The organism is Streptomyces canus 299MFChir4.1 (assembly GCF_000383615.1).
Lineage (GTDB): Bacteria > Actinomycetota > Actinomycetes > Streptomycetales > Streptomycetaceae > Streptomyces > Streptomyces canus_C.
This window is the reverse complement of record NZ_KB911638.1, coordinates 20,320-33,923: the sequence shown is the minus strand read 5'-3', so window position 1 is coordinate 33,923 and position 13,604 is coordinate 20,320. Positions and strand designations below refer to the sequence as shown.

General features: G+C 68.5%; 11 protein-coding genes. 3 read left to right on the top strand and 8 right to left on the bottom strand.

Features of this window, described 5'->3' with window-relative positions; all coding sequences use genetic code 11:
• Window positions 1–278: IS256 family transposase (locus H293_RS51810; RefSeq protein ID WP_020124452.1), on the top strand; the 278-nt coding region annotated here is incomplete at its 5' end.
• Window positions 279–364: 86 nt separating this feature from the next.
• Here H293_RS51810 and H293_RS0145695 read toward each other — a convergent pair.
• From H293_RS0145695 to H293_RS0145655, 6 genes are all read right to left on the bottom strand, one after another.
• Entirely contained in the window at window positions 365–916 is a 552-nt protein-coding gene (locus H293_RS0145695) for a hypothetical protein (protein ID WP_259294714.1), read from the bottom strand.
• Between the two features lie 502 nt (window positions 917–1,418).
• Window positions 1,419–1,979: a hypothetical protein gene (locus H293_RS0145685; RefSeq protein ID WP_020124449.1), complete on the bottom strand. Its 561-nt coding sequence runs from the start codon at window positions 1,977–1,979 to the stop codon at window positions 1,419–1,421.
• A gap of 2,638 nt (window positions 1,980–4,617) precedes the next feature.
• Window positions 4,618–6,024, bottom strand: coding sequence for a class-II fumarase/aspartase family protein (locus H293_RS51800; protein WP_020124448.1), 1,407 nt, complete (start codon window positions 6,022–6,024; stop codon window positions 4,618–4,620).
• Window positions 6,021–7,580 (bottom strand): NAD-dependent succinate-semialdehyde dehydrogenase, encoded by a 1,560-nt coding sequence (locus tag H293_RS0145665; RefSeq protein ID WP_020124447.1) that lies wholly within the window; start codon window positions 7,578–7,580, stop codon window positions 6,021–6,023. The genes H293_RS51800 and H293_RS0145665 overlap by 4 nt, the downstream gene beginning before the upstream one ends.
• A 163-nt stretch (window positions 7,581–7,743) precedes the next feature.
• Window positions 7,744–8,436: a type 1 glutamine amidotransferase domain-containing protein gene (locus H293_RS0145660; RefSeq protein WP_020124446.1), complete on the bottom strand. Its 693-nt coding sequence runs from the start codon at window positions 8,434–8,436 to the stop codon at window positions 7,744–7,746.
• A 50-nt stretch (window positions 8,437–8,486) separates the two neighbouring features.
• The gene (locus tag H293_RS0145655) at window positions 8,487–9,347 is read right to left on the bottom strand and encodes an SDR family NAD(P)-dependent oxidoreductase (RefSeq protein ID WP_020124445.1); all 861 of its coding nucleotides are present in this window, start codon (window positions 9,345–9,347) and stop codon (window positions 8,487–8,489) included.
• A 184-nt stretch (window positions 9,348–9,531) separates the two neighbouring features.
• Here H293_RS0145655 and H293_RS0145650 point away from each other — a divergent pair, with 184 nt between their 5' ends.
• Window positions 9,532–10,413: a helix-turn-helix transcriptional regulator gene (locus H293_RS0145650; RefSeq protein ID WP_020124444.1), complete on the top strand. Its 882-nt coding sequence runs from the start codon at window positions 9,532–9,534 to the stop codon at window positions 10,411–10,413.
• Window positions 10,414–10,559: 146 nt separating this feature from the next.
• On the opposite strand, the gene H293_RS0145645 is transcribed toward H293_RS0145650, so the two are convergent.
• Window positions 10,560–10,838 carry a GMC oxidoreductase gene (locus tag H293_RS0145645; protein ID WP_020124443.1) on the bottom strand — a complete coding sequence of 93 codons (279 nt, stop codon included), beginning with the start codon at window positions 10,836–10,838 and terminating at the stop codon, window positions 10,560–10,562.
• Window positions 10,839–10,929: 91 nt separating this feature from the next.
• On the opposite strand from H293_RS0145645, the gene H293_RS0145640 reads away from it, so the two are divergent.
• Entirely contained in the window at window positions 10,930–11,760 is an 831-nt protein-coding gene (locus H293_RS0145640) for a GNAT family N-acetyltransferase (protein ID WP_020124442.1), read from the top strand.
• Window positions 11,761–12,000: 240 nt separating this feature from the next.
• Here the strand turns inward: H293_RS0145640 and H293_RS0145635 are convergent, their stop codons facing one another.
• The gene (locus tag H293_RS0145635) at window positions 12,001–13,023 is read right to left on the bottom strand and encodes an LLM class flavin-dependent oxidoreductase (RefSeq protein WP_020124441.1); all 1,023 of its coding nucleotides are present in this window, start codon (window positions 13,021–13,023) and stop codon (window positions 12,001–12,003) included.
• Window positions 13,024–13,604 lie beyond the last annotated feature (581 nt).

Sequence of the window (13,604 nt, the reverse complement as noted above, 5' to 3'; positions counted from 1 at the left end):
CGTTCACCGCGTTCCCGCGTGAGATCTGGCGGCAGATCTGGTCGAACAACCCGCAGGAACGGCTGAACAAGGAAATCCGCCGCCGCACCGACGTGGTCGGCATCTTCCCCGACCGCACCGCCCTCATCCGGCTCGTCGGCGCGGTCCTGGCCGAGCAGAACGACGAGTGGACCGAAGCCCGCCGCTACATGGGCCTCGACCTGCTCGCCAAGGCCCGCCTCCACCCGATCGAGTCAGAAAACGACGACACCGTCGTGCCCACCGAACTCACCGCATAGCCTCAAAGAAGAGATCACCGAGTGGCCGTCGATACACCACTCCCGCGGACGTGACCCTCAAACGGATGCATCTCGGTAAAGATCGCCTAGAAGTAGGAGGCCACCAGGTCCCGGTCCACCGTGATGGTGTCCCGATCCAGTGCGGGCAGCCCCAGGTGGTCACAGATCAGCTGAGTCAGCTGCTCCTCGTGGGTCTCGTTCTGATAGTCCAGTCCGGCCGCCGTGATGAGGGGGGCCAACTTGTTGGGCCAGTATTCTCCGACGTGGTCAGGGGCTTCGTAGTCGATGCAGGACGATATCTGGCCGTCCTTGTAGTGGTACGCCTTGGGTCCGTGGGCCTTGGCGATGCACGGATTGGGAACGAACACCACCAGCTCAGCGCCCTGGGGACACAACCCGCGGTAGTCGATCTCGTCGTAGTCGTCGCGGGAGGGGTTGAACATGTGGTGAACGATCACGCCCCAGCCGCCGGGTGCTGTGTCGTTGCCGTAGGCGAACGGTGGCCGGTGCTGTGCGGACAGGCCTTCGGCCATGGCGGCCAGACTGGTCCCCTTGTAGTAGACCAGGACGGTTTCGTCGTCCCCGTACCGGCTTTCATCCATCCACGCCATGACGCCGCAGTCGATCCAACTTGTCATACTCGGCAACATAACCGGCGCCACTGACATACCGGCGTTCCGAGCCGCCACTCACGCGATGCTCAGGACCTGTGGATCGGCCCCGGGTCGGACGCGGAGGGCGTACCTTCCCGAATGATCCTGTGATGATCACCGAGTAGGCTGCGCCTCAGCACGCTGGAGGGTGGGCAAACCCCGACCGGCGAGGCGCACCCCGACCAGCGCCAACACGGACCGCAGGAACAGAATCCCACAGACCGGACGCCGACAACGACGAACTGTCCGGGTCGCCGACGGCGAGGAGACGGTGCCGGTGGTAAGCACAGACAGCCAGCTGACCGCCCGTCCGGCACGCCAGATGCAGTCCAGCCGACGGAGCCGGGCACGTGTCCCCTGCTCGTCGATGACGAGGTTGATGGTCACCACGTAGATCCGTTCGCCTGCGTCCCGTCGGCGGGCCTGGACCAGGTCGTCCGCGTCCTGGATAGGGCGGGGCGCGTCGTCGAAGCTGCGTGCCACGGGCTCAGCGGTCGAACGCCTCGGTCAGGCTCACCCGGTAGCCGTCCTCTTCCATCAGTACGACGGTGACGCCGAACGGGTCGGGGTGGTCCAGCTCGATCGGGATGAAGGAGTAGTTCACCGCGGCCTGGATCGGTGGCACCAGTTCGCCGCCGGGCTGCGGCGCGGGGGCCGGTCCCCAGTCCGGGGCGACCGATGCCCAGCCATCGGTGCCGCGGGACAGGAGCTGCTCGGTGTAGGGGAACTGGTGCAGGACGTGCCCGTCCCGGGTGGCGAACACCATGTTCAGGCAGGGCGCCGGGCCGACGATGGGCAGCTCGCAGGCGGTGGCGACGTCGTGGGTCTCCCACACGAGGACGGCCTCGTCCGCGCGGGCGGCCGCGGCGATGTTCGACAGTTCCGCGATCCCGGTGAGCGCGTCCTGGCCGACCTTGACGGGGCGGGCCCAGATCATTCCGAGCAGTTCGCCGCGCACCAGCGGCATGATGAGCGGGCGGGGGACTGCGCCCTCGCCCAGCCCGGCGGTGTACGCCTTCTTCGCCACGCCCACCAGTGCGTCCCACATCCGTGCTTCCACGCGAGCCCTCTCCGCCTGCCGTACCCGATCACCGCAGCCTGCCACGGTGGTTGAGGTCGTGTCAGCAGGATGATCAGCCAGTACCCGGATGCGTGCGCAGCAGGGCCGCCGCGGCGCGAGGCCGTCATGGTGGGGCGAGGACGCCTCCGCATTACGGGCCGTTGGGCCAGAACTGGACTATCACAGGGCTTCCCGTCGGAGTGTCGGCCGGGGTGGGTCCGATGCGAGCTGGTGGGCGGGCTTCGCAGCCGGGCGCCGCTCCGCGCAAACGACTTGAGACTTCCCGCGTGCGGTGGACCGGTGGCCGCTTGTGCCTGCAACAGATGCGCCAGAGAGCCACGACGGTGAACCAACTGGAAGGGACGCGCCATCGGTCTCTCGTACTGGCCCCGTGCCCGGGCAGCCGCTCCGCTCACCCGCCTTCACGTAGTTTCTTGGCGGCCAGTCGATCTCTATGGTGGCAGCGTCATGTCGCCTGTGGCCCTGGCCTTCGGTGTCCTGGAGGTCACTCCGCTGCTTGCGATGCTTCTGCTCGGCGGGGGGAGCCGTGCCCCTCCAGCCAGGACCGCTTCTCGCCGGCCGTGAACTCGACGTAGGCGCGACCAGGCCCGCGCCGCGCGGCGTCGTCGCGAAAGGGCTGACGGCAGGACGCGGCATCCAGCAAGCCGGTTCCCTGCCGGCCACCCTCAGGAACGCCACGCAGATCCTCGGTCCGACGACTGCCGGCTTGCTGACCGCGTCCGTGGGCGGATGCTGGGTGATCGCCGCGGACGGGGCCTCTTTCCTTCTGGCGGCCGCGTGCTTCGCCCGGATGTCGTTGCCCGGTCTGCTGTCGTCCCCTTCGCAGCGTCGCGGGACGGAGTGCAGTGGAGTTGTTTCGGGGGCCCCGGTGTACTCCCCGGAGGTGTTCCCCCTTGACTCTCCCTCAGTTAAGGCCGCACAGAGCGAGAATGAGCTGGACGAGTACACCCGACACGACGTTCGGAACGACCTTCGCAGCCACGCGACGGACGCGGGGCCACAGATTGTGCTTGTTGTTCTCCAAGAGAGTCCCCTCTCAATTCTCGGTCCGTGAAGGCACCGGAAGCTTGAGGAAGAGCCCACGGGAACGATAGCGGTCCGAGCGGGGCCGCGGGGCGGAGATCACGTATCCGGCGATGACGACCAGGACCACGGCTTCGGTGACGAGGCACGGTGCTTCACAAAGTCATTGGCGCGTCCCCCGCGGGTGCGCGCACTTCCGGCAGCCGGCCCTGGCGACCAGTCGACCACGGCCACCCGCACCCGAACCCGGCCGCGGGCTCGGCCGTCCTGTTTGCACCCGCGGTGCTCGTCCCCAACAGGCCAGCAATTCCTGTGTCGTTGGGCGCATGCCTGGTAGGACTGTGGCGCGCCGTCACCGTCACATGTTCGATTCTGCGGGGGTTCATGTGGTCGCCACGGCCTTGACGTCTTCGCCGCGGCGACGCCGGGGGAGTCCGCGCCCGGCGCGGCAGCGGCTCCCCGTCGTTGCCAGGCGGGCCACGCAGCACGGGCTGGTGCTGACCGCTGTCGCGGTGACCGTGCTGCTGTGCGCGACGGCGATGGCCGCGCTCGCGGCGCTGGCGGGGAGTTCGGTGCAGGCCGGGGCCGTACAACGGCTGGCTGCCGACCTCGACGCGCAGGTAAGTGCCAGCGCCTCCTTCCGGGCTGGAGGAATGGCCGCCGCCGACCGAGATGTGCGGGCCGCCGCCGAGCGGGTGTTCGCCGGGGTGCCGCAGCGGACATATGTGGGGCTGCTGGGGACGTCGCCGCTGTCCGTGACAGGGGTCGACGGGGCGGGCCCGCCGCGCGGTCCCGGGGGAAGCGGGCTGCACCCCGGTCGCGGTGCAGGACGGGGGCAGGTTCGGGCGGTTGGTTGCCGGGCGGTGGCCCGCCGGCACGGCCGGCGCCCCGGCCGGCGCCTTCACTTCGCTCCCCGATGTCCAGCGCGCCACCGGGTCCACCGCTCCGGTCGACGCGGCGGTGCCCGACGCGCTGGCCAGGCGTCTGGTCGTCAAACCCGGTTCCAGCCTTCAGGTGGAGGACGCTTTCGGGCGCGCCATGACCCTGCGGATCACCGGCGTCTTCCGGGCGACCGGCGCCGTCCCAGCAGCAAACCGCCGATCAGCACCTGTTGGTGGTGTCGGCGTCGGCTCTCAACGGCAGCGCGCCCCTTGAACGGGCAGCAGATGGCCCACTGGAGTGTGCAGCCCGACTTCTCCCGTATCGACGCGGGCAGCCTGCCCGGGTTGCACGACCGGCTGCGCGCCTTCTCCGGGAGCCAGAGCCGAATCTCGGTGTGGCGCGGTCGGCAGCCGTCGCTGGACGACCTGACGGTGAGCTCCGGTCTGCCGGGCGCGATCGAGGACCTGAAGGTGCCGATGGTGGCCGCGCCTCGTTCAGCGTCGAGGCGTCGGCGCGCACCGGCAGAGGCGCCGGCCGACCGGCCGAGGCCGCCACGAGTCGTACCCGGCCGGCGGGCCGGGTGTCGTAGTCGCCGTCCGACAGGCCGCCGAAGGTGTCATCGGCGGCCTGGGAGGCCCGGATACCGGTGCTGATGGTGGTCCGGAGTACTTCGGGCCGCCGCAAGCCGTCCCGATCGCGCCTATTCGCACGTCTTGAACTGACGAGAGCCGTCTCGGTCCTCCGCTTCGGTTTGCTCCGCGGCAGCCCCCACTGCGCTACGGACCATGGCCTGCGCGCTTCCCAGGTAACCGGCGGGGTGGCAGAGCGCGTCGATCCGGTCGTCGCCGAGGATTGCCGCGACATCCGGGTCCTTGCGCAGTTCGACGGCCAGCTCACTGCCGGTATCTCGCACTCGACTGCAGGCAGCGTAGACGAGTTTGTGGGCGTGCTGACGGCCGATTTCGGGTGCGAGTGCCATCATCACGGCTTCCGCGGCGATGAGCCCGCCGGTCAAGCCCAGGTTGGCTCGCATTCGCTCCGCATCGATATGCAGACCGGCCATCGCCTCCTCTGCCTGGGAGAGCGATGAGGCGAGCAGCAGGAATGCCTCGGAGATCACGGCCCATTCGACGTGCCAGGGCCCGGTGGCGCGCTCGAAGTCCTGCATCATCGCGTCGAGCATGGCGGAGGACTTGTCACGAAGCAGCTTCGCCGCTGCCACCATGAGCTCGCTGGAGATGGGGTTGCGTTTCTGGGGCATGGTGGAACTGGCCCCCCGACCCGGCACGAATGGTTCGGCAAGTTCGCCGAACTCCGTTGAGCACATCAACGCGACGTCCGTGCCGATCTTGCCGACCGAAGCACCGATCGCCGCGAGCAGGCCGACAATCTCAGCAAGGCCGTCCCGCGCGACGTGCCACGTGATGTCGGGGTCGCGAAGGCCGAGTTCCGCGGCCAGTTCGGCACGTACCCGAAGGCCGGCCGGCCCCGGGCCGAGAGAAGCCAGGGTTCCTGCCGCTCCTCCGAACTGCACCATCAGGTCCCGCTCCCGCACGGCGGTCAGCCGCTCGGCATGGCGGTCCAGTGCGGACAACCAGACGGCCGCCCGGTAGCCGAAGGTGACGGGCAGGGCGTGTTGGAGATGAGTCCGGCCTGCCGTGACCGTGTCGATGTGCTCCGCGGCCAGACGGCGCAAGTGCGCGCGCAGGCGATCGAGCGCGTCCGAGACCAGGGTCAAGCCCTCGGCGCACTGGAGAACCGTCGCCGTGTCCATGATGTCCTGGGTGGTGGCTCCCCAATGCACATATCCGCCGGCGTCACCACATTGCTCAGCGAGTTGCTCGACGATCGGCAGGATCGGGTATCCGACCGTCTCTGTGTCGCGGCGAAGCCGATCACGGTCGAGTCGCGCCGGGTCGCACGATGCCGCGATCACGTCCGCACTGTGGCGCGGTATGACGCCGACTCGTGCCTCTGCCTGCGCCAACGCGACTTCGACGCGAACAACCTGGTCCACGTAGGCACGGTCACAGAAGACAGCCCGCATCTCGGCTGTCCCGAACAAGTCGCGGAACAAGAACGAGTCGAAAACGGTGCTGCCGGTCATCGCCCGCCCTCCGGCCCATCGACGCCGGATCGGATCGGCGTTGCCGCGGCGAGGGCACCGTTGTCCCCTGACCGGGGAGTACCCATGTGGATGGCTACGTACTTCTGCTCCAGGTATTCGTCGATCCCGGTGTTACCACCTTCCCGGCCGATGCCGGACTGCTTCATGCCGCCGAAGGGGGCGCTCGGGTCGGACACGTAGCCGCGGTTGAGACCCACCATGCCCGTTTCGAGCTGTTCGCTCATCCGGAGAGCCTGACCCAGATCCTGGGTGTAGAGGTAGCTCACGAGACCGAACTCGGTGTTGTTGGCGTCGTGAAGGGCTTCGGCTTCGGTGATGAAGGTCTGGACGGCAGCGACCGGGCCGAAGATCTCCTCGCGGGTGATGCGAGAGCCGGCGGGGACGTCGGTGAGTACGGTGGGCGGGTAGAAGTAGCCCGGTCCCTCGGGAACCCGAGCGCCGGTGCGCACTCGGGCGCCCGCGTCGACTGTTTCGTCGACCAGGTCCGCGACCCTGCGCCGCTGGCGCGCGTCGATCATCGGCCCGAGGTCGGAGGCAGGGTCCGTGCCGGGTCCGACAGTGATGGTGCTCATGCGCGCGACGAGCTTCTCAGTGAACTCGTCGACGACGTCGGCGTGCACATGGAAGCGATTGGCGGCGATACAGGCCTCACCGACGTTCCGGAGCTTGGCGGTCATCGCACCCTCGACTGCGGCGTCGATGTCGGCGTCGCGGCAGACGATGAACGGAGCATTGCCCCCCAGCTCCATCGAGGTCCGCAAGACGGTGTCGGCTGCCTGGGACAGCAACCGGCGGCCGACGGGCGTGGAGCCGGTGAACGACAGCTTGCGCAGCCGGCCGTCCAGGAGGAGGGACTCGGTGATCGCGGCGGCTTGTGTGGTGGGAACGATGTTGAGCACGCCACCGGGGAGGCCGGCTTCGGTCAGAAGCGCCGCCAACGCAGCCGTCGTCAGAGGCGTCTGCGGCGCGGGTTTGACAACCATGGTGCAGCCGGCAGCCACGGCCGGGCCGATCTTGCGGGCCGGCATGGCCAGCGGCGCGTTCCAAGGCGTGATGAGCAGGCAGGGCCCGACCGGCTGACGGGTGACCAGTACTCGGGCGGTGCCGTCCTCGCTGACCTTCCAGCTTCCGTCGATCCGGACGGCTTCCTCACCGAACCAGCGCAAGTAGTTCGCGCCGTACTCGACCTCCGCCCGGGACTCGGCCAGTGACTTGCCCATCTCCAGGGTGATCAGCAACGCGAACTCGTCGATGCGCCCGATCAGCAGGTCGTGGGCACGCCGAAGGATCTCGCCCCGCCGGCGCGGGGGTACCGCAGCCCACTTCGCCTGTGCGGCACCTGCGGCGTCGAGGGCGGCCAGGGCATCCGCCGGGGTCGCGTCCGACACCTCACCCAGTGTCCGCCCGGTGGCCGGATCCTCCACCGAGAAGCTGCCCCCGCCGGATGCCGATCGCCATCGACCACCGATGAACAAGCCCTTCTCGACACGTCCGACGGCATCGGGTTGAGACAGAGATGTGATCACGGATTCCACGCTTCTTCCTGAGCGATCATGATGGGGACCATCAGCCGACGGATGCGGTTGGTGCCGCCACTCCCTGACCAATGGGGGCTGGCGGCACAAACCGCAGCAGCCGGGGAAAGACCGAGTGGAGGGCAGGCTGTCGGCTTCCCGGCCGGCCGGCTGGTGAGCACTGCTACCTGAGCGCGCCGATCATGGCCTCGGCCATGGGGGCGCTGGAGGCCGGGTTCTGGCCGGTGAAGAGGTTCCGGTCCTGCACGTTGTACGCCTGGTACGCCGGTCCTCCGGAGTGCTTCGCACCCTTCTGACGCAGCGTGCCGGCCAGCAGCCACGGAGCGCCTTCCGCAGTGCCGAAGCTCTGCTCCTCCTCGTCGGTGAAGGCCGTCAACTCCCGACCCGCGAACAGCCACTTGCCGTTCTCGTCCACGGCGGACAGAAGGCCGGCCGGGCCGTGGCAAACGGCCCCGATGATCTTCCCGGCCGCGTCCGCCTCGGTGAGCAGGCGGCCGAGGTCACGGTCCTGGTAGAGGTCGACCACAGGACCGTGCCCGCCGGGGATGACCACAGCGACGTAGTCGTTGATGTCGATCTCGTCCAGCTTGAGCAGCGGACCGAACTCACTCAGTGCCCGCGCGGCGTGCTCAACGTAGTGCGCACAGTCCGGCCCGGCGATCTCCGGGTCGGCACTGTGGGCGTCGAGCGGCTGCAGAACGCCGCCCGGGGAAGCGAAGTCGACCGTGAAGCCGGCCTGTACGAACCTCTCGTGGGGCGCGGCGAGCTCTTCGGCCCAGTACCCGGTCGGGTAGTGCGAGCCGTCGTTGCGTTCCCAGATGCCGGCAGCGGACATGACGATCAGAATCTTGCGCACGAATTGTTCCTTTCAGGGGCCAACGGCGAATTCTCAGGCGTCGGGAATTCTCAGGCGTCGGCGAAGTCAGTGGCTTTGGCGGTCTGCGCGGTGGCCTCCAGGTTCGCGCGCAAGGCATCGACCTTCGCGGTGGCGTAGGCGTGCGCGTCCGAGCCGAGCAGCTGGCGCAGCGGGCCCTCGCCGCTGACAACCTGGCCGATGATCGCCTCCGCGCCCTTGACCGGGTCGCCCAGCTGGCTGCCCTGGAGCTTCAGGTGGTTCTCGGTCATCTCACGCAGACCCGGGTACGCATCCGTCGTCGAGGCGGGCAGCGCGAGCGAGTCGGTGGTGAGGAAATCGGTGCGGAAGTAGCCGGGTTCGACGATGGTGACCTTGACGTCGAAGCCGGCCATCTCCTGGGCCAGCGCTTCGGTGAGCCCCTCGAGCGCGAACTTGCCCGCGCAATAGAGGCCCCAGCCCGGAACCGCGGTCAGTCCGAGAATCGACGACACGTTGACCACATGACCGCTCTTCTGCTCGCGAAGCACCGGCAGCGCGGCACGCAATACGTTCCACACGCCAACGACCTGGACGTCGAGCATGTCGCGAACCTCGCGGGCACTCGTCTCCTCCACCGCGGCCAGGTAGCCGTAGCCGGCGTTGTTGACGACCACGTCGAGCCCGCCGAATCGCTCCGTGGCCTGGTGCACAGCCTGCCGGACCTGCTCGTCATCACGCAGATCAACGGTCAGCGGCAGCAGCCGCGAAGTGTCGACGCGGTCACCGAGGGCTGCCAGCAGCCGCTCCGTGGAACGGGTCGTCGCGGCGACATGGTCGCCACGCTGGAGCAGCTGCGTGACCAGCTCCAGGCCCAGACCGCGGGAAGTACCGGTCACGAACCAGGTCGCGGGTCGATCCGTCGGGAAACTCATGGGTGTCCTCTGCTCACGATTTCGGGGATGCGCCTCCGGGCTGTTCCCGTGGTGGCGTGCTTCAACAGTGACCCGCCGCAAGCCCCTCTCAGGGCCCATCTCGCGCCCTGTGGAGGCGCGGTCTCCGGAACCTAGGACTCGCCGGTCCACCCTGGTCCGCGCCGGCTCGGAGATACTCGAACCCGTGAACAGAACCAACCAAGAACTCGCCGATTTCCTACGGCGCGCCCGCAGCCAGATCGACCCCGCCCGCGCCGGTCTGCCCCCCGACGGGCGCGTTCGCCGCGTACCCGGTCTCCGCCGCGAAGAGGTCGCCCGCCTCGCCGGCGTATCCACCGACTACTACGCCCGCCTCGAACAAGGCCGCCGCATCACTCCCTCCGCCGCCGTCGTCGAAGCCATCGGCCGCGCCCTCGGCCTCGACGCCGCCGGACGCGCCCACCTCAACGACCTCATCGGCATGACCTCGGCACCCACCCCCCGCGGAAGCCGCGACGTCCAACGCGTCCGCCCCGGCCTCTACCAGCTCCTCGACGCCCTCGACGGCGAACCCGCCCTCATCCTCGGCCGCCGCACCGACATCCTCGCCGCCAACCGCATGGCCAGAGCCCTCTTCACCGACTTCGACCAGCTCCCCGCCGCCCACCGCAACTACGCCCGCTGGATGTTCCTCGACGACGACGCCCGAGCCCTCTTCCTCGACTGGCCCGACCAAGCCCGCGCCGCCGTCGAAAGCCTCCGGTTCGAAGTCGGCCGCAACCCCGACGACCGCGCCACCACCGACCTCGTCACCGAACTACGCGAACACAGCCGCGAATTCGACCAATGGTGGGAACAACACCGCGTCCACCAGCGCACTCACGGCTCCAAACGCCTCCGCCACAACCTCGTCGGAGACCTCACCGTCGAATACGAAACCCTCACCCTCCCCGGCGACCCCGAAACCACCCTTTTCATCTACACCACTGAACCGGAATCACCCTCACGACGAGCCATCGACATCCTCGCCAGCTGGACCGCAACGAGCCCCACCCTCGAACCGAACCCCAACATCACCGAGCAGTAGTTCCAATCCGAGTTCGCCGGCAACAGCAACATCGCGGGTCGATATCGACCTGCGGCAGGCCGCCGGATCGGCCCGTGCGTCGTTCGCCGACCAGCTGCTGATCATGCGCAGCGCCCAGTAACCGCCCCGGAATGACAAGGGGTTGTTCACTCGGCAGCGCCGATCGCCGGCACAACAGGTGCGTTGGCGACCATGAGGTTCTCCACGCTGCTCACCGCGAGCTCCGGCCCCACCACCGTCCGCGGATCATTGTCGATGCGGCAGGTGCCGACCGGCTGCCACTGCGTCTGCGCGTCCCGCCGAATCGAGTCCGCCACATCGTTGCCGTCGGCGCCATCCGGCGAAGAGATGTGTGCCGCACTCACCTCTCGCGTGGCGTCGTAGCCGATCTCGTCCATGGACGAGAGGTCGAGCAGCACCTCCACCGCTTGCGGCACCGCACCGCACCACCCGATCGGTCGAGGCCGACCACGCGGATCTCGTCCGGCCGTCCCGCCTGCCGGAAGCCATCGCCCTGTGAACCAAACAGACGACCCGTTGGCGGCGGTCGCGTCCGCCTATGCCGCAGTGTTCGAGGACCTGGCCGTTGCAACCACGGGGCGCACCCGAAGAGGTCCGCGGGGCGCCGTGCTCGCGATCTCCGGGGCGCCGATTGCCGCGCTGAACGCGATCATCAGCCCCAGCCTGGAACCCAGCGCCGAAGAGATAACCGCTTTGGCGGCCGCGGAAAGCCCGTGGGAGTTTCCCTGGAGCATCCACGTCCGGGGGATTCCGGGTCCCCTCGTCACCGAGGCGGCAGCACTGCACGGCCTGACTCATTTCGAGCGGGAGCCGCTCATGGTCCGACGCTCCGACCTGGGACTGCCGACGGAACCGGTCTCCGGTGGCCTGCGGGTGCGGCCGGTGGGGGTCGATGAGCTCGCTCTGTATGCCAAGACTGTGGCGGAAGGCTTCGAAGCGCCTCACGAGCTGTTCCAGGTATTCGCTGATCCGTCCCTGGGGCGGATGGACGGGATCACGTTCTACCTTGCGGAGCTGGATGGCGTACCCGTGGGAACGGGCATGACGGCGATTTCCGGTGATCTGACAGGCCTTTTCAACATCACCACGCTCCCGGACTACAGGCGGCGGGGTTACGGGCGGGCCCTCACGCTGGAGATGATCCGTGCAGGCTTCGCCGCAGGTGCCGGCACGGCCTACCTCTGCGCGTCCAAGATGGGCGAACCCGTGTACGCCGCGGTCGGCTTCCGCACAGAGGAGTACCTGACGGTGATCACCGCCCCTGAACAGCTCGTCCTGCCGCCGACTGGTCAGCGATCATCTCGGGCAGGCGGTCCGCCTGATTGAGGTTCCCGCTGGGGGTGGCTGACCAGCAGGTCAGGGCTGGTTGACATGGTTTCAGATCCGTGAGGCGGCCGCCTGCCCTGTCCAGGGCCGTCCTGAACAGCACTGGTGCGTCGACCGCTTGTGTGGGGGGCGTACGCCGCCGGCGCCGCAGTTTCTCCTTGGTGCGGGCCGGCGGCTCCACGGATCAGGCGTGTGGGCGCGCCTGGCTCACTTCTTGCCGTGCACGACCCGCCGCCGTGCTCAGCGCCAGCCCAGGGCCGGAGCGACGTGGGTCAGAATGCTCTCGATCACGTGGGCGTTGTAGGCGACTCCGAGCTGGTTCGGCACGGTGAGGAGGAGTGTGTCGGCGGCGGCGACCGCCTCGTCCTCGGCGAGTTGCTTGACCAGCACGTCGGGTTCGGCAGCATACGAACGGCCGAAGATCGCGCGGGTGTTGGCGTCGATGTAGCCGATCTGGTCCTTGGAGTTGCCCTCACGGCCGAAGTAGGCGCGGTCACGGTCGTCTACCAGCGCGAAAATGCTGCGGCTGACCGACACCCGCGGTTCGCGGGTGTGCCCCGCCTCGCGCCAGGCCTCACGGTAGGCCTCGATCTGCTTACGCTGCTGGACGTGCAGTGGTTCGCCGCTTTCGTCGTCCTTGAGGGTCGAACTCTGCAGGTTCATTCCGAGCGTGGCTGCCCACGCGGCGGTGGCGTTCGAGCTGGATCCCCACCAGATACGGTCCCTGAGGCCTTCGGAGTGCGGTTCGATGCGCAGCAGCCCTGGTGGATTGGAGAACATGGGATTGGGGTTGGGCTGCGCAAAGCCCTCGCCCGTGAGCACGTCGAGGAGCCGCTCGGTGTGGGCGCGTGCCATGTCGGCGTCGGTGGCTCCTTCGGCCGGCAGATGCCCGAAGTGGCGCCAGCCGTCGATGACCTGCTCCGGGGATCCCCGGCTGAGGCCGAGCTGCAGTCGGCCACCGGAGATCAGGTCCGCGGCTGCGGCGTCCTCGGCCATGTACAGCGGGTTCTCGTAGCGCATGTCGATCACGCCGGTGCCGATCTCGATCCGGCTGGTACGTGCGCCGATGGCGGCGAGCAGCGGGAACGGCGAGGCGTGCTGCCGTGCGAAGTGATGGACGCGGAAGTACGCGCCGTCGGCGCCCAGCTCCTCCGCGGCGACAGCGAGGTCGATCGCCTGGAGAAGCGAATCCGCTGCCGAGCGCGTCTGCGAGTGGGGCGACGGCGTCCAGTGTCCGAAAGACAGGAACCCGATCTTCTTCATACCCTTTTCAACAATCAAGGTCGGCGTTCATTCCCCGCCGATGCCTGCGGCCGTGCAGAGCAGGGGGCCTGTACGACGTGGTGGGTCCGGTCGCGGGGACCGTGCTGGTCACGATCCCGCACAGGCGATTGTGACCGGCGCTTTCACCGAAGGCCCCCGCCCGCCCTCCCGCCGGTGAGCCCCGGCGGGCAGCTGACGACTAGCCGTATGCCGACCGGGTGCCATCCACTCCCCGGCGAAAGCCTGCCGCCTTTTGCCCAGTGTCTCGGCCTGAACAGCAACGGCCCGGACAGAACCCGCATGTGACACACCGTCAGCGCACGCCCTGCACGCCCTGCACGCCCTGCGCGCCACGCACGCCTGGATAGTGCGGGTCTTCTCCGCCGAGCGCCGGTGCGGCATGAGGTCCTGTCGGTCTTGCAGGCAGAACCTGATGTGTGTCCGCCGTACAGGCGCCCGCCGTACCCCGCTCTGCCGCTGCGGCCTCGCCCAGGCGGAGGCAGACTGGAAGGGTGAGTGACACACGCCTCAAGGGTGCTGGCACTACGCCCGCGCCTCACTCGGTGCATCAGCAGACGCTG

Coding starts and splice junctions, on each gene's coding strand:
- H293_RS0145695 (WP_259294714.1), bottom strand. CDS start 916: ATGACAAGTTGGATCGACTGCGGCGTCATGGCGTGGATGGATGAAAGC.
- H293_RS0145685 (WP_020124449.1), bottom strand. CDS start 1,979: ATGTGGGACGCACTGGTGGGCGTGGCGAAGAAGGCGTACACCGCCGGG.
- H293_RS51800 (WP_020124448.1), bottom strand. CDS start 6,024: ATGACCGGCAGCACCGTTTTCGACTCGTTCTTGTTCCGCGACTTGTTC.
- H293_RS0145655 (WP_020124445.1), bottom strand. CDS start 9,347: ATGAGTTTCCCGACGGATCGACCCGCGACCTGGTTCGTGACCGGTACT.
- H293_RS0145635 (WP_020124441.1), bottom strand. CDS start 13,023: ATGAAGAAGATCGGGTTCCTGTCTTTCGGACACTGGACGCCGTCGCCC.